We start from the raw sequence: 17151 nt of genomic DNA on the forward strand, positions 1-17151 counted from the left end.
GGCTTAGATATTCATCTCAAGAATGTATAAACCACCACCAAATCGATCAATTGTGTAAACAATGCGTCGATCATCAACAAATACATCATTTAACTGAATTGCACCTGATGGGCAAAGCTTTGGCGCGCCCGGTACGTAATAGGCAATCTCTTCTACCTTGTAAGGATTGGTGGTGTCGTATACGCGAACGCCAGCATTGAAGAAAGTGCCGATGATGATGTGGTCGGATACAAAAGAGCATGGTCCAGGTAGATTTTCATGCAAGTTGTGCGCCCCAAATCGACCGCCACGTTTCGCAAACGCATCATAAGATGGTGCTGGGAATGTACCAATTGGCACTGGATTACCTTCATTACGGGCATCCAATACCCAAACCAATTTAGGCCAATCTGCGCCATTGTCGCGAACACATTCATCGCTCACAATCCAAAGGCCTCTATCAAACAGTGGCAAGACTGTGTGGATGAATCCGTTGAAAGGTGGTGAGTGATTCCATTTGGATACAACTTTGATATTGCTCTTGTCTGAGATATCTAAAACAAATGCACCGCCATCAATGTAACCAACATAGGCTCGATCTGGGCGCTGAGGGAACACGTTTGTGTTATGTGCGCGAAATCCTGTGTCAAATTGCTTTGGAAGGCGTGTAGGTTCTGGCTCCGGGTCACCAACGCGAGTACCGGGATACCACCAGCGTCCAGCTTCAAATGGTTTTAGAGGATTTGAGACATCAATAATGCGATAGAACTGATCGTCCAAAGGGTTTTTAGGTTCGAAGTCCGCTGCGCCGGATGACATGTGAACATAGTTTTCATCTACAAACCAAACTGCATGTACTCCGCGGGAGTGAGGTCCCGAGCAGTCAAAGTAGGAGAGTAATTTAGGCTCTTCAGGAACGGAGATATCAAAAAGATAGAAGCCAACACCTGGCATGCCAACCTGTTTTCCTTGGCGCGCAACAACCATTTTGTTGCCCACTACATCCAGGGAGTTTGAACGAACCTGCATATCAGGTAGATTGGTTTGAATAATTAATTTAGGATTTTTGGGATCAGTTACATCCACTGCAGTGAAATCTTTTGGGGCTGATTCATGCGCCATCCACAATATGCGTCTACCGTCATCTGTTTTTTGCATGGCAATGCCTTCGCCCATGCCGCCAAAACCTGCTAACTCGTGATGAGCAAGCAGTTTCATATTTAGGGATAGGGTTTGATCTGGGCGTGAGGTGGGGGTTGGGTTATTCAACATAAAAGCCTTTTACAGTCAATGTGTTAGTGGTTATTGTGATGCAACTTTTACAGCTTACTCGGATCTAATGCGATTATCTTTGATTAATTTTCCATATCTAGCATTCTCATTGGCAATGAATGCCTTGAACTCATCAGCTGATACATTTTGAGCTTCAAAACCCATTTCAGCATAACGTTTAATCAAGTCGGGGTCTGACATAGCCTTCTGAATACCTGCTTGCATTTGGCGGACGATGGCTGCAGGCGTGCCTGCAGGTGCATAGGTACCCCATGAGTTCACGGTAATAAAATTAGGCACGCCGCTTTCAACGAAAGTGGGTACATCAGGCATTAAGGGAAAGCGTTTTGCGGAAGTCACAGCGAGAGCTTTTAATTTTCCCGACTTAATGAAGGATAAAACAGGCGCGGGATCGGTGAAGGTAAATTGAATCTGATTGGCAGCCAAGTCATTGATTGCCGCAATTCCGCCTTTGTAGGGAACGTGCACGGTTTTAATTTGGGCGAGATTATTAAACATCTCAGCGCCAAGGTGGGCGGCAGTTCCAACACCTCCGCTACCGTAATTAATTTCATTGGGCTTCGCCTTTGCTGCTGCAATTAAGTCTTGAGCATTGTTATAAGGAGATGTTGAATTTACCATCAAGACGCTTGGCCCTGTAGCAATCAGATTGAGTGGGATGAAGTCCTTAGCCATGTCATAAGGTACTTTTGATAGTAAAGGTGTAACGATGGTTGAGCCTTGCGCTCCAAATAAAAAGGAGTAACCATCTGGAGCTTGGCTCGCGGCGTAAACCATTCCAATACTACCGGCTGCACCTGCTTTATTTTCAACTACGACGGATTGCTTCCAGACATCGCTTAGTTTTTGAGCTAGCAGTCTAGCCATAATGTCTGAGCTACCACCCGGTGGATTGGTAACGATCATTTTTACCGGCCTGCTCGGATAGCTTTGGGCTAATACTGTTTGGGTAAAAATGCCTGCGAAAATGGCGATGACAATATATTTACGCAAGATCATAGTCTCTCTGATGTACTTTATTTTTATAAGAACTGTTTTTTTATCGAGCCAGCATATAGGAGGCCTGAAGCTCAGTCAACACCAAACAAGTTGCACACAAGTTTGAGGTTCATTAATACCGTACTACTGCCCGAATGGTGAGCCGGGCATTTAAAACACTTTATATTTCGTAGGGCTCCGACTCATTGTTCATCGCCTGTTCAACAATCTTACGCGTTAAGGTTGGCGAGAATAATTCAATGAAGGTGTATACAAAAGAGCGCAGATAAGCTCCTTGTTTCACCCCCAAATGGGTCACGTTATTGCCGAACAGATGCCCTACGGGGATCACTCGAAGATTCCGATCTCGATCAGCGTCGTAAGCTAGGCCTGCGACGATTCCTACCCCCATGCCCGTTTCAACATAAGTCTTAATGACGTCAGCATCAATCGCCTCCAAAATAATATCTGGAGTGAGATTGCGTTGCGCGAACGCAGCATCAATTTTGCTGCGGCCTGCAAAGGCTCTGTCGTAGGTGATGAGTGGGTACTTTGAGATTTCTTCTAAGGTGATTGTGGCTTGATTAAGAAGGGGGTGGCTTAAGGGCACCATGATGACGTGTTGCCATTGGTAGCCAGGTAAGGCGAGAACTCCTGGGGTATTAGCAATGCCTTCAGTAGCGATGGCAATATCTGCGCGATCATGAATTAATAGCTCAGCAATTTGCCCAGGACTTCCTTGCTGAATACTTACTCGCACCTTTGGAAAGCGCTTGGTAAATTCAGTAAGCACTTTCGGGAGGGCGTAACGTGCTTGCGTATGGGTTGTGGCGATAACGAAATTACCTTGGTCCTGGCTCGCAAAATCTTTGCCTACGCGCTTTAAGGTTTCCACCTCATCAAGGATGCGCTCAATGGAGATCAATATCCGTTTGCCAGGCTCGGTGAGGGATCGAATCCGTTTTCCATGGCGACGAAAGATTTCAACGCCCAATTCATCCTCGAGCTCAATGATGGCTTTAGAGACTCCCGGTTGAGAAGTGAAAAGCGCCTTGGCGGCGGTCGTGAGGTTAAAGTTTTGCCTGACGGCTTCACGCACAAAGCGAAATTGGTGCAAGTTCATATCGATCCCATTCTTTATATCAACAACGATATAGGAATTAAATTCTATATGATTTTGAGGTATTAAGCCTTAGAAACCCAACGCAATCCCACAATTGCCAATATGAAATAGACCAGGGGTGGAATGATGGCGGTCAGCAAAGATGGCCATGAACCCAGAAGCCCCACATTGGAGAAGAGTGAGTTGAATAGTTGAAAACTCATGCCCAGCATGATGCCGCCGAACACTTTGATACCCACGCTGCCTGCTCGGACTTTCAGGTACGCAAATGGCAGGGCAAGAGCAAGCATGACAAAAATGGTTAGTGGATAGACTACCTTCTTCCAAAACGCAATCGAATGCCTTTGAGCATCCTGCTTGTTATCTTTCAGATGAGAAATGAAACGCCCCAAACTGAGGATGGACATTTTTTCAGGGCTCACTAACAGCACGCTCAGAATTTGCGGTGTTACTTCTGACTCAAGACTCACAATCGGGTGGGTAAAGGTATGCGCTGAATAGGCTGGATTTAAAGGATCTGAGGACTTTATTTCTTTAAAGCGAGTTTCAGTCACATCATCTAGAACCCATGTTCCCGATTGATCGAAGCGGCCCGATACTGCGCTACGAATAGATAGTAGACGATAGGCATCATCAAACTCATACATGCGAATATTTTTGATCTCATTGTCTTGTTCAATTTTTCCGACGTTGACGTAACGCACTCCTGGTCGAACGGGCCCGCTACCATCCTCGTCTCGTAAGCGATCTTTGACCCAAACCCCCGTTTTGAATTGCGAGCTATACGAAGAGCCCAAGGCCTTCATACGAATTTGGTCGGAGAGGCTCTCGGTATAAGGCCCAAGCCACTCACTCATGATGAGCGTGACAATAATCAGCGGTAGTGAAATTTTCGCTAGGGTAGTTAACCCCCTGCGGACATCTAAACCAGCAATACGCAAAATAGTAAATTCTGACTGACTGGCCAGCATTGCGAAAACATAAATACTCCCAATCAGTCCTGCGATTGGGATGATCTCAGAAATGCGACTGGGGGCCTTTAATAAAACATGAAGCAGTGCCAATGGGAGTGTGTATTGACCTTTGACAGATCCCAGTTCGCCAAGGATGTCAAAAAATAAAAATAGCGCCACTAAGGCAAATAGAATGAAGCCAAAAGCAGCATAGATCTGCTTGGCTAAATAGCGCTCAAAAATGAAAGGAAAAAGAATTTTCATTTGTTAGCTAAGAAGGCTGGCAATTGACGGCGCCACCACTTTAATGAAGGGTTAATGCGATTGCGAATGAGCACAAATGCGATTCCGAAAGCGAGTAGATGAACTGGCCAAGCTGCCATGAATACATTTACCTTGCCTTGGGCGACAAAATTTTGCGTCAGGTTTAATAAGTTGCTATAGATGAGGTATATCAGGACTGCATAAAACATCGCCGTATAGTTACCAAGTCGAGGATTGACATAGGCGAGCGGAATGGCAATTAACACTAAACCTAAGGCCATTAACGGTAAACCAATGCGCCACAATAACTCTGCGCGATTGGGGTTTGTCGCATTGGTATCGGGGTCGTTCAGAAGCTCAAAGACAGTTTTTTCTCGATCTCTTGGCGCTGGATCTAAGGCGCTCTTATTCTGAATCTTGGTGCTGTATTGAGCAAACTCTAAAATTCGAAAATCGGGTTGAGTGGGCAATCCTTCATAGCGTCTACCATTGCTCAGTACGATCGATTTTTCGCCGCCTTCTGCATTTTGAATAAATCCAGTAGAAGCTACGGCAACACTTAAGCGCCCATTTTTTGTTTCAGCGGCGAAAATATTTTTCACCTCACTTTTTTCAATATCCAATTCTTCGATAAAGAACACACGCTCCGCTTTGGCGGATTCTTTAAATTGGCCAGCAGCAACCATCGAAACATCACTACGCTGTTGGAATCGTTGGCTAATGATGGTTGATTCCCGATTAGCCCAGGGCCAGACAAACAGGGCGAGTAGTCCAATAATCACTAAAAGAGGGGCGGCAAATTGCAGGATGGGCCTGATGAGGCTGGCAACACTCAGGCCGCTGGCGAACCAAACAATCATCTCAGAATCTTTGTACCATCGCACTAGTACGATCAGAACCGCTACAAATAGCGAGACGGTCAACAATACGGCCATATAGCCCAGTGTGGCTAGGGCGATTAATACTAGGGCATCCTCAGGGTTTACCGCCCCGTTGGCGGCAAATCCCAGAATTCGAATCACTAGGGTGGTGATCATGATGGTTACCAAAACCAAAAAGACGCCACCAGTCGTAAAACTGAGTTCTCGGCGTAGGGCTTGGTGAAAAATCATGAATGGATGATGGCGGTTATTGGCTCAGACAGGATGCGAACCTTCATGTCGGAGGATAATGGATAAACAACCCTTTTCCTTTTGAATTGATTTAAAAATACCTTAAGAGATCATGACTATTCAATTTAGTACCAAGATTTTTGCTCAGGCCGACATTAATAACCCTAAATTGCTCAAATCGAGCCTGGTAACCCTACTATCCCAAGCCTCGGATTGTTTAGTTTTGGCCTATTCAAAGGCCGATTTAGACGCCCTCGGCTCTGCAAAATCCAAAACTGGAATTTTGCTTGAATTAGATCGCCTGCTCAATGGCTCGGTTATGCATGCCAACCTCGTTGGTGATCTAGATGCTTTGCAGGCAAGCACCTGTATTTTGCGTGCGGATCCGTCTTGGGGTAAATCTGGTGTTAAGGTCAAGCGCATATTGCTCGTTTCCTTGGGGGATGTAAGTTCGGCTGTTGCGCGCAGCCTTACTGCTTACTCTAAGATCGCACGTGCGACTTTGAAGCAATTGAGCGGTGGATCTATTCAAAACGCATTGTGGTTCATTCCCAGTTTTGCTTTGGGTCATCGCGCAGACTTTATCGCTGAGGAAGTGCGTTTGGCAATTCAGTATGCGGGTGATCAGGCTTATCGTTTTGGGGTTCGTCACCCAAGCATGAAATTCAAAGCCAAAGATAAGGCGGACACCTTTGCTCACCTGATCTTTGCTGGAAACGAGGCTTGTGCCAAGGAGCTCAAGTCGGCAGTCTCTGAGGGCGCTGCCATGGTTGAAGGTATGAATCTTTCTAAAGACCTGGGTAATTTACCGCCCAATATCTGCACCCCTACATACCTTGGTAAAACTGCTCAGGGCTTGAGTAAAAAAACTGGATTAAAGGTTGAGGTTTTGGGGCGCAAGCAAATTGAAGCATTGGGCATGGGCTCATTTTTGGCGGTGGCAAAAGGTTCCGATACGCCTCCTCAATTTATTGTGATGCGCCACCAAGGCGGTAAAGCAGGTGAAGCTCCGATCGTATTCGTAGGCAAGGGCATTACCTTTGATACTGGTGGAATTTCATTAAAGCCGGGCGAGGCGATGGATGAGATGAAATATGACATGTGTGGTGCCGCCTCTGTGATTGGCACTATGTATGCGGCCGCCTTAATGAAGTTGAAAAAGAATGTGATTGGCGTGATTCCTACTTGCGAAAATATGCCATCTGGCCAAGCAACACGTCCAGGCGATATCGTGAAAAGCATGTCAGGTCAAACGATTGAAGTTCTCAATACTGATGCGGAAGGCCGTTTGATATTGTGTGATGCCCTCACCTATGTGGAGCGATTCAAGCCAAAGGCGGTTATTGATGTGGCGACATTAACAGGCGCTTGCATTATTGCTTTGGGCCATGTCCATAGTGGATTATTTTCCGAGGATGAAGGTTTGGTGCAGGCTTTGACTAATGCAGGACACGCTTCGCTTGATACTGTGTGGCGATTGCCTTTAGATGCTGCCTATCATGAGCAACTCAAATCTAACTTCGCTGATGTAGCTAATATCGGTGGAAGACCGGCTGGTAGCGTGACCGCGGCCTGCTTCTTATCTCGTTTTACTGAAAAATATAAGTGGGCACATTTAGACGTGGCTGGTACTGCATGGAAGAGTGGAGCAGCTAAGGGGGCGACTGGTCGTCCAGTACCCCTCTTGATTAATTACTTGCTCGAACAAAAGTAAAAGCGGAAGGTGCTTTGATGGCCCGTATTGATTTTCATAGCAACGTCAGTGACAAGCTGGAATACGCTTGTCGCTTGACTCGCAAAATTTGGAGCGGCACTCCGTCCGGTGAAGCAGTTCGAAATATTGTGATGGTCGGAGAAAAGGCTGATCTCAAAAAATTAGATGAGCTTCTTTGGACTTTTAGTGCAACTGATTTTTTGCCACATTGCTTCATTGAGCATGAGGCAGCCAGTGAAACGCCTATTGTATTAACGGACGATTTCGCATCTGCTGCCCTAGCGCAACTCCCGCATGCAGACATCATGATTCATCTGGGGATGCGAATGCCTCAAGATGTGGCGGCATTAGTTGCTCGTTTCCCGAGAATCGTTGAGGTTGTTACTGTCAACGAGGCAGAGAGATTAGCGGGGCGCGAGCGTTACAAAGCCTATCGCGCGTTGGGTCATGAGTTGCACAACTTCGATCAATCCAAATCCTAATTGTTGATTGGCGCTAATGCTCATTCATCCTCAATTTGATCCTGCAGCACTCCGTATTGGATCATTTGCCATTCATTGGTACGGCTTAATGTATCTCATGGCTTTTGCCCAATTTTTATTGTTGGGTCGCATACGCATTCATGCGCCAAGATACCAATCCTTAGGTTGGGGTTATAAAGATCTTGAGGATCTTTTGTTTGCCGGGGTTTTAGGTGTAGTTTTGGGCGGACGCTTGGGATACACCTTGTTTTATATGCCTGGCTACTATTTGTCTCATCCCTTAAGTATCTTCAAAATTTGGGAAGGCGGCATGTCTTTCCATGGTGGTCTTCTGGGGGTATTACTTGCTCTGCTTTGGTTTGCCCATCGCCGCAACGTATCTTTCTTCGTGGTCAGCGATTTGGTCGCGCCTCTTGTCCCATTTGGATTGGCGTTTGGGCGTTTAGGTAACTTCATCAATGGCGAGTTATGGGGAAGGCCAACCGATTTACCATGGGCAATGGTGTTCCCCTTGGTGGATGCCTTACCTAGACATCCATCACAGCTGTACCAACTCTTTGGAGAAGGTCTATGCCTAGGTATCTTGCTATGGATTTATTCGAGTAGACCTCGAAAAGTTGGGCAGGTATCTGGATTCTTTTTGCTTGGCTATGGCATTTGCCGTTTCTTGGCTGAATATGCTCGGGAGCCAGATGCTTTTCTGGGTTTGCTTGGTCTGGGGCTTTCCATGGGACAGTGGCTTTCTCTGCCAATGATTATTTTCGGAATTTACCTTATAGTGAGAGTAAGTGCGAAAAAAGCAGCTATCAGTAGTTAAAAACGAGGTTTTTTTGGTCTTTTGTAGCTAACTTGCTTTATTGGCCAAAATAAACGTCATAAAACCACTGTTTTGCCTAATTTCGCATCGTTTTCACCTTCCTTGAAAGTCATTCATGCTGGAAAAGTTAACTAAGGCCCGAAATTTATCAAAAGCCAATAATGCGATTAAGCGCCTGATATCTGAGCGTGGTGAATCCAACGCTGTCAGCATGGCTGATGATGTGGTTAATAACTACCGCAAATTGACTAAAGACCAGCATGTGTCTTTCTTTACATTTCTGTTTGAAAAACTCAACCCTGAAGCTGAAGCTGTTTTAAAGGCAGCGCAAAATTTTGCCGCCGATTCTAGTGCCCGCAATTACATCCAATTGCAAAAAGTTTCAGAATCTCCTCGTCAAGAATTTTTTCGTCGATTAAATCGGGCAAGCGAGGGAACGGCCGCAGTGGTGCAAATGCGGCGTGATTTATTGCAGTTACTCGATAAAAAACCGGAGCTAGCAGCGGTCGATTTTGATCTGCGCCATTTGCTTTCTTCTTGGTTTAATCCAGGCTTTTTGAAGATGCACCGAGTGGACTGGAAGTCTCCAGCGGAGGTGTTAGAAAAGCTCATACAACATGAAGCTGTTCATGCGATTGATGGCTGGGATGATTTGCGCCGTCGCCTTCAACCTGATCGTCGCTGTTTTGCCTTTTTTCATCCACAGCTTCCCAGTGAGCCCTTGATATTTGTTGAGGTTGCACTTCTCCCAGAAATCCCTACCGTTATTACGCCTCTGGTGGATAAGAAGGCGGAAACCGTAGACCAAGTTTCTCAGTACAAGGTTGCCGTTTTTTACTCAATCAGTAATTGCGAGCCTGGTTTACGCGGCGTATCGATGGGCAATTTCTTAATTAAACGGGTTGCAGAGCAACTGCATGCAGAGTTTCCCGGCATCAAAACTTTTGTGACATTGTCGCCAATCCCAGGCTTTATGGACTGGGTAGCGGCTGGGGCGAATTTAGGTGAGGGCGTGCCCGCCGAGCGATTAAAGTCAAATGTAAAGGCGGCTCGCGATGCGGCTTTGGCAACGTTGAGCTTGGATGGCCAGTCTTGGGCTGAGCAGCTATCTAGTGGTTGGCATCCTGATCATGCAAAGGCGGGCGAGAAAGAGGCATTTTTATGTCTGGCCAGTATTTATCTAGGATTAGCCTCTACTGGGCGCGATGGCAATCCAGTGGCAAAGTTTCACCTTGGGAATGGCGCTAAGCTGCATTTAATTAATTGGGCTGGAGATTTGTCGCGCAAGGGCCTACGTCAATCGGCTGGTTTGATGGTGAACTACCTGTACGATCTCGCTAGCGTTGAGGAGAATCATGAGCGTTTTGCCAATGGTGAGATTGTTTATTCCAGGGCTGTAGGGCGCTTGATGGCGCCTTAGTGCTAATGCTGAGGGTGAACTTCTGCCGAAATAGCCAAGTCCCCTTAGAATGAAGGGGTTTAGAATTCCGCCGCACAAATAAAACCAACAGATCAGTTGGTGAAAACACAGGAGACAAAGATGTTTAATCAAACAAACAAACTTTCCGTATCGACGATGAATGCATTAAAGCGGGCGCTATTTCTCATTTGCGCCACACCGCTCGTTGCCATGGCTCAAGAGTGGCCCACTAAGCCGATTACATTTGTTGTGCCATTCCCAGCGGGTGGTGGAACTGATGCTTTTGCACGCCCTCTTGCAAACCAGTTAACAAAGCAACTGGGTAAGCAAATCATTATTGATAATCGCGGTGGTGCAGGGGGTACTGTCGGCGCATCGATTGCGGCTAAAGCGGCTCCAGATGGTTATAGCTTCTTTGTTGGAGCGGCACATCATGCAATCGCACCAGCGATGTATCCCAGCTTGGACTATGACATTGAGAAAAGCTTTATCCCTGTCGCCATGATTGCTAGTCCACCTCAAGTGATTGTGGTTAATCCTAAAAATGTCCAGGTAAAAAACCTGAAAGAGTTTATTGAGCTCTTGAAAAAGAATCCTGGTAAGTTTAATTATGCGAGTGCTGGCAATGGGTCCTCCCATCATTTGGCGGGTGAGCAATTTAAGATGCTTACAAAGACATTCATTACGCACATTCCTTACCGTGGTGCTGGTCCTGCGATGCAGGATTTAATTGCCGGTCAAGTAGATATTGAGTTTGATGGCTTGGGATCTTCCGCTGCGCAAATTAAAAATGGCTCGATTGTTGCGCTGGCAGTGGCTTCACAAAAACGCGCCCCTGGATTTCCGAATATCCCCACTGCAGCTGAGGCAGGTTTGGTTGGTTATGAGGTGTCTACTTGGTATGGTTTGTTTGCCCCAAAGGGAACGCCACAAGCGATCGTGGATAAGATGACAGCTGAGGTGCAAAAGGCAATTAACACCCCAGAGCTCAAAACGATTTGGACGAATAACGGTTCTGATACACCCAACTTGACTGGGGATGCTTTTGGCAAGTTCGTATCTGCCGACATTAAGCGTTGGGCCGCAGTAGCTAAAGCATCCGGCGCGAAGCTTGATTAATTACTTGATTTAACTTACTAGTTTTGAGGCTCTAATGAATTTATATTCACTCCTGGAAAAAGGTTTTCCAAAGGATAAGCAGGCGTGTGCGCTAGAAACCCATGATGGTCTTTATTACTCCTGGAGTGATTTAGAGCGTGCAACCGCCAAGATGGCAAACCTGCTCAAGAGTCTCAAACTACCCGCTGGCTCTCGTATTGCCGTCCAAGTAGAAAAATCTCCTGAGGCTCTTTTCCTTTACTTAGCCACTATTAGAGCTGGCTACGTATATCTGCCACTAAATACGGCCTATCAAGCCGCAGAGATTCAGTATTTTCTGGAGAATGCTGAGCCAGCAGTAGTGGTGTGCAGCAGTAAGAATTTCTCTTGGGTATCTAAAGTAGCTTTTAAGGCAGGCACCAAGCATGTGTTTACTTTGGATGAAGATCGCAAGGGAACTTTACTTGAGCGTGCGGGCGCTCAGTCCGATAAGTTCAAAACAGTTGCCGCTAAAGATGATGATTTGGCCGCGATTCTGTATACCTCTGGAACTACTGGGCGCAGCAAGGGTGCAATGTTGACTCATCAGAATTTAGGTAGCAATGCGCAAGTATTGCAAAAGTTCTGGGGATGGAAAAAAGGCGATGTCTTATTGCATGCATTGCCTATTTTCCATGTGCACGGTTTGTTCGTAGCTGCTCATGGCGCACTGATTAACGGTAGCAAAATGATTTGGTTGCCACGTTTAGATACTCCCCAATTGATTCACCATATGCCTAATTCAACAGTCATGATGGGCGTCCCTACTTTTTATGTGCGTCTATTAGCGGACAAAGGATTTAATAAGAATGTGGCGCGTAATATGCGCTTGTTTATCTCTGGCTCTGCTCCGCTTTTAACGGAAACCTTTAATACCTTTAAAGAGCTTATTGGCCAGTCTATTCTTGAGCGTTACGGCATGAGTGAGACGGTGATGTTGGTCTCCAATCCCTACAAAGGTAATCGTGTAGGAGGTTCTGTTGGTTTGCCATTGCCTGGCGTGAAAGTACGCGTAGTCGATGAGAACAATAAGCCTTGTGGAGTTGATGAGATTGGCAATATTCAGGTTAAAGGGCCGAATATATTTAAAGGCTACTGGCGTATGCCAGAAAAAACTGCCGAAGAATTTACCAAAGATGGCTGGTTTAAAACTGGTGACGTAGGTCGCTGGGGTGGCGCTGCAAATGGCGGTAATGCACCGAAGGATTATCTGTGTATTGTTGGACGAAGCAAAGACTTAATTATTTCTGGTGGATATAACGTCTATCCAAAGGAAATTGAAAGTTTTATTGATGATATGGATGGCGTGGATGAAAGTGCTGTGATTGGTATTCCGCATCCTGACTTTGGTGAGGCGGTAATGGCGGTGGTAGTGCCCAAGACGGGCGCGAAACTCGATCCTCAAGCCATGATTGCAACACTAAAAACTCAAATCGCAAACTTCAAGATTCCTAAGCGATTAGAAATTGTTGCTGACTTACCTCGCAATGCAATGGGCAAGGTACAGAAGAACATTTTGCGTCAGCAATACACCAACTAATGGTATTGAGAGTGTTGGTTTAGAAGCCAAATGCTTTGCGGCTTTCATTAAACATGAAGGCCGCAAGCAAAAATAACATCACGCCAAAAATGCGTTTGAGTTGAGTAACATTGAGTTTTCTGGCCATCTTTGCGCCTAGCGGAGCGGTGAAGATGCTTACCACCACGATGCAGAGTACGGCTGGAACATAAACAAATCCCAATGATCCTTCAGGAAGATTGGGATTTCCCCAACTTCCGTACATGTAGCCGATCGTCGCTGCAGCTGCAATTGGAAATCCCAAGCCTGAAGAGCTGGCCATCGCGGTATGCGGTTTGACATTGCACCAAAGCATGAAAGGCACGGTAATAAATGCTCCGCCAGCCCCAACTAGACTTGCAACAATACCCGTCAACACACCGAATGAAAAAAGCCCTAGGTTGCCAGGCAACTCCCGCCCAGGAGCCTGCTTTTTGTTGATGATCATTTGAATTGAGGTGTAGACGATAAAAATCGCAAATACCAGTGAGAGCCAGGAAGTATTAATGGCCTCAAATATTTCACTACCGCCAAAGAGACTACCCAATACCAATCCAGGGCTTAGTGCTGCGACTAGTTTCCAATCGATAGAGTTGTGTTTATGGTGCGCCCAGATTGCTGAGGTGGTAGTAAACAGAATGGTTGCCATGCCGGTGGCAATTGCCATGTGGACGATGATGTTTTGGTTAAATCCCAGGTGATTAAAAATCACAATCATGATGGGGACGAGAATCATTCCGCCACCAATGCCTAGAAGGCCAGCTAGAAAGCCAGACACGCTGCCGCACAGCATCAGTATGAAGATATCGTTTATTGACATGAATTCCCCGCCTTAGCCGCTAGGCCGTCATCCTGAACCCTAAGGTTCAAGGTGGAACGGCTACTCTGCTTCGGGTGCATTAAGAAGCTCAGGGAGTGAACAGCGCGAGGCTGCCACTGTGAAACATTCGAAACGCTCACGCCCACAAGGTAAAGATCGTTCCGGATGCTTGCGCATCGGTTCAAGGAACTATTGGCCTTGGCGAACCAGGCAGGGAAAGGGTTTGCATCAACGCATCTACTTGATCTTCCAGCGAGCGAATCTCTTGTTGAAGTCGCGCAATTTCAGTTGGATCAGTATTGGAGGCGGCGCTTTGAATTGGGGTCTGTGATGATGTGGTTTGCAATTTTATGAGATCGCCGGCGATCTTGAGCGCTGCCATCATGCTAGCGCGTTCAATACTGCGATTGCCACCATTAATTGCTAGTTGAATTTGTTCGTCAACGAGAGTGCAGGCCGCACGCAATAATGGCTCATGCTCCGCGCTAGTTGCTAGAGTAATTTTTTGCCCGGCGAGGCTTACTTCAATGCGTTGTTGGCTCATTGCCATCCTCTGGGTTTGTTGGCGCTACTGCTTCACCAAGTAAATTCATTTGGCGACCATCACTTTGCTCCGGTAGCCGACTTAGTATATGTTGAATCCGTTTTTGCGCATCTTCAATTTTGCCCTCCAATTGAGTGCGGTCTTGATGCAGAATTTTCACGGCATCAGTAATGGCTTTAATTTTGGCAGATAGCCTCGCAATGGAGGTGTTAATCTCGTCCGTTGGCGCTTGGTTGCTCGATGTATGAGGAGTGTGCTCGTTCATATGAGCATTGTAGTCTCAGGAAAACGCTTTGTGGAACTCCTGTCTTTAGGCTTAATTGGGCAGGGCCACCCAATCATTTCCAAGTTTTTCTAGGCGAATCCGTCCCTGAAATAGCTCGATCAGGGCCTGATGTGTTTTTGGGTCTTGGCTTGGCCCTTGGTAGTGCAGTTTGCCCTGATTGAGCATGATTAAGTGATTTGCCCTTAGGGCCAAATGTACTTCATGAAGGACGGTAATTAAGGTTTTACCCTGCAGTAGCAAGGTCTGTTGCCAGCCAAGAAAATCTGCCTGGTGTGGGGGGTCTAAATTTGCCAGCGGCTCATCCATCAGCAGAATTTCTGCATCCACTGCGAGGAGTCGCGCTAATAAAACTCTCTGACGTTCGCCCCCGGAAAGTTGTTGTAAAGGGCGGTGACGCAGTTCCCATGCATCAGTTTGTTTCAGGCATGCCTCAACCCGAAGGTGATCTAGGGCAGATGGTAGACGTAGCCAATTTTGATGTGGCATGCGTCCGAGCATCACCGTGTCATATACATTGAGCGTGTCATAAAACTCATCGTGTGAAGTCGAACCCTGATCAAGCCACGCTAATTTCTTGACCAACTCTTTTTTATTAAAAGTGTTTAGTTCTAATCCATCTAGCGTGAGAGAGCCTGAATATTTGAGAAGACCGGCCATCGCTTGCAGGAGGGATGATTTACCCGCCCCATTGGGCCCTATGATGCTTGTCCATTGCCCTTGTGGGATATCCAGGTCAAGGTTGCTGAGAACTGCGCAGGGTCCTCGATAAATTGATGTCTGGCGGGACCTCATGAGCGACCCCTGAAAGGCGATTGCCTTAATAGAACTAGTAGATAAAAACCACCAAGGACTGCAGTAACGATGCCGACTGGAATTTCTATGGGGGCAAATATTGTCCGTGCTATGAGGTCTGAACTTAGCAATAAGATGCCACCACCCAAACAGGAAAACAGCAACTGAATTCGTTGACGTCCACCCGATAATTTTCGGACTAAATGGGGTGCAGCTAAGCCTACAAAAGCCACCAAGCCAGTTTGCGCCACGGCGCATCCAGTAGTTAGCGCAAGGATGCCAATGAGTACAAGGCGTAATTGATCTAGCGGCAGACCCAATGTGCGAGCGGTATTTTCACCAAGAGCCAGTGCATCCAAAGAAGGGCTGATGAAAAGCGTTATCAGTAAGCAAACACACAATACAAAACTCATAACGCTTACACCTGACCAGCTGAGCAGGGTAGTGTTACCAAGCATGAATGACTGAATGCTCTGAAAGAGATCGGGTCGGATAAAGGTAAATAAAGAATTTGCAGCGCCCAGAATGACGCTAATGACTACGCCAGACAATAAAAGACGCAATGAACTTTGGTAACCACCCGCCAGTAAAAGGGAGGCCAATACGCCAAGCAATGCACCAATGAAAGCGCCGCCATTTAAACCAATCAGTTCAAGCCAAGAGTTACCTAGATAGGCAAAGCAAAGAACGCTCCCAACACCAAGTAAGGCACCTGAAGCGCTTCCCAGTAGATAGGGATCAGCTAATGGATTACGAAAGAGGCTTTGTGCAATGCCTCCTGCAAGCCCTAATAAAGCGCCCGCAAGATAGGCACCTAGAGATCTTGGCAGGCGTATATCCAGAAGAATCGTTTGATCAGAATTTCCTAGAGCCCAACTTGCCCCGGCGCTTCCCAATAGAGATCCCAGTAGGATCAATATTAGGCTGAGAGCTACAAGGCTGAGGAGTTTTCCAAGGAAGTAATTTTTTTGCATTACTGGGATGATGACATCTTCTCTTGGATGCATTGGGAAATTAATAGGGCCGCCTCACCCATGCGTGGTCCTGGGCGGACCAGGATGTCATTTTGCTCGCTGGTAAAACTGCAGATACGTTTTTTTGAAACTGCTGGAATAGTATTCCAACCGGGGCGCTTCTGAAGATCGGTAAGAGTTGATTCGGTTAATAGAATGACTTCTGGGTTAGCTTGAACTACAAATTCTGGATTGATTTTGGGAAACGGTCCGAGAGATTCGGGAATGATGTTGCTTAAATCGAGTTGCGTCAGAATTTCTCCGATAAAGGAAGTGCGTCCCGCGGCAAAAGGGCTTGGGTTTACTTCAAAGTAGACCTTGATACTCTTATCCCTAGATGAAAGTTGTTTGCGAGCACGCATGATTTCTTGTTGAATTTGATTCCAGACGCGCTTGCTTTCGGAAGCCCCTAGAAGCGTATCTAATTTTTCAAGCGCACGCAGCTCATCATTCATGGATTTGATATCCAGTGCAAATGTTTGTATACCTAAGTTATTCAAGCGTGCGATGACTGGCGACGTTTTATCCAGAAGCACAAGGTCTGGCTTGAGCTGTACGATACGCTCAATATTGACATCACCCATGCCGCCAAGTTTAGGTAAATGCTGAATGGATTTTGGCCAATTAGAGAATCGATCAATGCCGACTAAGGTAGAGCACTTCCCTAATGCGCAGACGGATTCCGTAAGCGATGGTAAGAGGCTAATCACGCGTTGTGGTGGATTACTTAATGTAATGACAACACCCCGATCGTCGCTTACCGAAATTGGTGCAGAAAAAACTGACAAAGAGAGACCAAATAAAAATACAACAACCCCTACTGCTAAAAAGCAAAAGCGCATTGAGGGTTGTTGTATATCTCTCAT

The 17151-nt window shown here is 46.4% G+C and carries 16 protein-coding genes, 1 other RNA gene and 1 pseudogene; 6 read left to right on the forward strand and 12 right to left on the reverse strand.

Annotated elements, in window-relative coordinates; all coding sequences use genetic code 11:
- Nucleotides 1–3 precede the first annotated feature (3 nt).
- The 5 genes from AOB49_RS07460 to lptF all read right to left on the reverse strand — a co-directional run bounded on the left by AOB49_RS07460 (nucleotide 4) and on the right by lptF (nucleotide 5702).
- Nucleotides 4–1251: an LVIVD repeat-containing protein gene (locus AOB49_RS07460; protein ID WP_062309536.1), complete on the reverse strand. Its 1248-nt coding sequence runs from the start codon at nucleotides 1249–1251 to the stop codon at nucleotides 4–6.
- A 54-nt stretch (nucleotides 1252–1305) separates the two neighbouring features.
- Nucleotides 1306–2271: a Bug family tripartite tricarboxylate transporter substrate binding protein gene (locus AOB49_RS07465; protein WP_062309537.1), complete on the reverse strand. Its 966-nt coding sequence runs from the start codon at nucleotides 2269–2271 to the stop codon at nucleotides 1306–1308.
- A 160-nt stretch (nucleotides 2272–2431) separates the two neighbouring features.
- Nucleotides 2432–3373: a CysB family HTH-type transcriptional regulator gene (locus AOB49_RS07470; protein WP_062309539.1), complete on the reverse strand. Its 942-nt coding sequence runs from the start codon at nucleotides 3371–3373 to the stop codon at nucleotides 2432–2434.
- Between the two features lie 62 nt (nucleotides 3374–3435).
- Nucleotides 3436–4590, reverse strand: a complete 1155-nt coding sequence (gene lptG, locus AOB49_RS07475; protein WP_062309541.1) for an LPS export ABC transporter permease LptG — start codon at nucleotides 4588–4590, stop codon at nucleotides 3436–3438.
- Complete coding sequence (gene lptF, locus AOB49_RS07480) at nucleotides 4587–5702, reverse strand: LPS export ABC transporter permease LptF (RefSeq protein WP_062309542.1); 1116 nt, start codon at nucleotides 5700–5702, stop codon at nucleotides 4587–4589. Before lptF ends, lptG begins: the two co-directional genes overlap by 4 nt.
- Nucleotides 5703–5820: 118 nt before the next feature.
- On the opposite strand from lptF, the gene AOB49_RS07485 reads away from it, so the two are divergent.
- The 6 genes from AOB49_RS07485 to AOB49_RS07510 all read left to right on the forward strand — a co-directional run bounded on the left by AOB49_RS07485 (nucleotide 5821) and on the right by AOB49_RS07510 (nucleotide 12812).
- Nucleotides 5821–7416, forward strand: coding sequence for a leucyl aminopeptidase (locus AOB49_RS07485; protein WP_407070232.1), 1596 nt, complete (start codon nucleotides 5821–5823; stop codon nucleotides 7414–7416).
- Between the two features lie 17 nt (nucleotides 7417–7433).
- Complete coding sequence (locus AOB49_RS07490; protein WP_062309544.1) at nucleotides 7434–7898, forward strand: DNA polymerase III subunit chi; 465 nt, start codon at nucleotides 7434–7436, stop codon at nucleotides 7896–7898.
- A gap of 16 nt (nucleotides 7899–7914) precedes the next feature.
- Nucleotides 7915–8715 (forward strand): prolipoprotein diacylglyceryl transferase, encoded by an 801-nt coding sequence (gene lgt, locus AOB49_RS07495; protein ID WP_062309546.1) that lies wholly within the window; start codon nucleotides 7915–7917, stop codon nucleotides 8713–8715.
- Between the two features lie 115 nt (nucleotides 8716–8830).
- Entirely contained in the window at nucleotides 8831–10135 is a 1305-nt protein-coding gene (locus tag AOB49_RS07500) for a malonyl-CoA decarboxylase (RefSeq protein WP_062309548.1), read from the forward strand.
- Between the two features lie 156 nt (nucleotides 10136–10291).
- On the forward strand, nucleotides 10292–11254 hold the full coding sequence (locus AOB49_RS07505) for a Bug family tripartite tricarboxylate transporter substrate binding protein (protein ID WP_407070233.1): 963 nt from the start codon (nucleotides 10292–10294) through the stop codon (nucleotides 11252–11254).
- Between the two features lie 34 nt (nucleotides 11255–11288).
- The gene (locus tag AOB49_RS07510; RefSeq protein ID WP_062309552.1) at nucleotides 11289–12812 is read left to right on the forward strand and encodes a malonate--CoA ligase; all 1524 of its coding nucleotides are present in this window, start codon (nucleotides 11289–11291) and stop codon (nucleotides 12810–12812) included.
- Nucleotides 12813–12831: 19 nt separating this feature from the next.
- Here AOB49_RS07510 and AOB49_RS07515 read toward each other — a convergent pair whose 3' ends face one another.
- The 7 genes and pseudogenes from AOB49_RS07515 to AOB49_RS07540 all read right to left on the reverse strand — a co-directional run bounded on the left by AOB49_RS07515 (nucleotide 12832) and on the right by AOB49_RS07540 (nucleotide 17151).
- Nucleotides 12832–13650, reverse strand: coding sequence for a sulfite exporter TauE/SafE family protein (locus tag AOB49_RS07515; protein WP_062309553.1), 819 nt, complete (start codon nucleotides 13648–13650; stop codon nucleotides 12832–12834).
- Nucleotides 13651–13870: non-coding RNA, 6S RNA (gene ssrS, locus AOB49_RS07520), on the reverse strand.
- A gap of 90 nt (nucleotides 13871–13960) precedes the next feature.
- A pseudogene (locus AOB49_RS12445) lies at nucleotides 13961–14200 on the reverse strand (cell division protein ZapA); the annotation flags it as partial.
- Entirely contained in the window at nucleotides 14175–14459 is a 285-nt protein-coding gene (locus AOB49_RS07525; RefSeq protein WP_062309555.1) for a hypothetical protein, read from the reverse strand. The gene AOB49_RS07525 and the pseudogene AOB49_RS12445, both read right to left, overlap by 26 nt.
- A 51-nt stretch (nucleotides 14460–14510) precedes the next feature.
- Entirely contained in the window at nucleotides 14511–15272 is a 762-nt protein-coding gene (locus AOB49_RS07530) for an ABC transporter ATP-binding protein (protein ID WP_062309557.1), read from the reverse strand.
- Entirely contained in the window at nucleotides 15269–16279 is a 1011-nt protein-coding gene (locus AOB49_RS07535; protein ID WP_245640643.1) for a FecCD family ABC transporter permease, read from the reverse strand. Before AOB49_RS07535 ends, AOB49_RS07530 begins: the two co-directional genes overlap by 4 nt.
- Nucleotides 16246–17151, reverse strand: coding sequence for an ABC transporter substrate-binding protein (locus tag AOB49_RS07540; protein WP_245640644.1), 906 nt, complete (start codon nucleotides 17149–17151; stop codon nucleotides 16246–16248). The genes AOB49_RS07535 and AOB49_RS07540 overlap by 34 nt, the downstream gene beginning before the upstream one ends.

The organism is Polynucleobacter sinensis, from assembly GCF_001595985.1.
Lineage (GTDB): Bacteria > Pseudomonadota > Gammaproteobacteria > Burkholderiales > Burkholderiaceae > Polynucleobacter > Polynucleobacter sinensis.

Excerpts from the sequence above, each read along its gene's own strand:
- AOB49_RS07460 (WP_062309536.1), bottom strand. The coding sequence starts at position 1,251 with ATGTTGAATAACCCAACCCCCACCTCACGCCCAGATCAAACCCTATCC.
- AOB49_RS07465 (WP_062309537.1), bottom strand. The coding sequence starts at position 2,271 with ATGATCTTGCGTAAATATATTGTCATCGCCATTTTCGCAGGCATTTTT.
- AOB49_RS07470 (WP_062309539.1), bottom strand. The coding sequence starts at position 3,373 with ATGAACTTGCACCAATTTCGCTTTGTGCGTGAAGCCGTCAGGCAAAAC.
- lptG (WP_062309541.1), bottom strand. The coding sequence starts at position 4,590 with ATGAAAATTCTTTTTCCTTTCATTTTTGAGCGCTATTTAGCCAAGCAG.
- lptF (WP_062309542.1), bottom strand. The coding sequence starts at position 5,702 with ATGATTTTTCACCAAGCCCTACGCCGAGAACTCAGTTTTACGACTGGT.
- AOB49_RS07490 (WP_062309544.1), top strand. The coding sequence starts at position 7,434 with ATGGCCCGTATTGATTTTCATAGCAACGTCAGTGACAAGCTGGAATAC.
- lgt (WP_062309546.1), top strand. The coding sequence starts at position 7,915 with ATGCTCATTCATCCTCAATTTGATCCTGCAGCACTCCGTATTGGATCA.
- AOB49_RS07500 (WP_062309548.1), top strand. The coding sequence starts at position 8,831 with ATGCTGGAAAAGTTAACTAAGGCCCGAAATTTATCAAAAGCCAATAAT.
- AOB49_RS07505 (WP_407070233.1), top strand. The coding sequence starts at position 10,292 with ATGAATGCATTAAAGCGGGCGCTATTTCTCATTTGCGCCACACCGCTC.
- AOB49_RS07510 (WP_062309552.1), top strand. The coding sequence starts at position 11,289 with ATGAATTTATATTCACTCCTGGAAAAAGGTTTTCCAAAGGATAAGCAG.
- AOB49_RS07515 (WP_062309553.1), bottom strand. The coding sequence starts at position 13,650 with ATGTCAATAAACGATATCTTCATACTGATGCTGTGCGGCAGCGTGTCT.
- AOB49_RS07525 (WP_062309555.1), bottom strand. The coding sequence starts at position 14,459 with ATGAACGAGCACACTCCTCATACATCGAGCAACCAAGCGCCAACGGAC.
- AOB49_RS07530 (WP_062309557.1), bottom strand. The coding sequence starts at position 15,272 with ATGAGGTCCCGCCAGACATCAATTTATCGAGGACCCTGCGCAGTTCTC.
- AOB49_RS07535 (WP_245640643.1), bottom strand. The coding sequence starts at position 16,279 with ATGCATCCAAGAGAAGATGTCATCATCCCAGTAATGCAAAAAAATTAC.
- AOB49_RS07540 (WP_245640644.1), bottom strand. The coding sequence starts at position 17,151 with ATGAGAGATATACAACAACCCTCAATGCGCTTTTGCTTTTTAGCAGTA.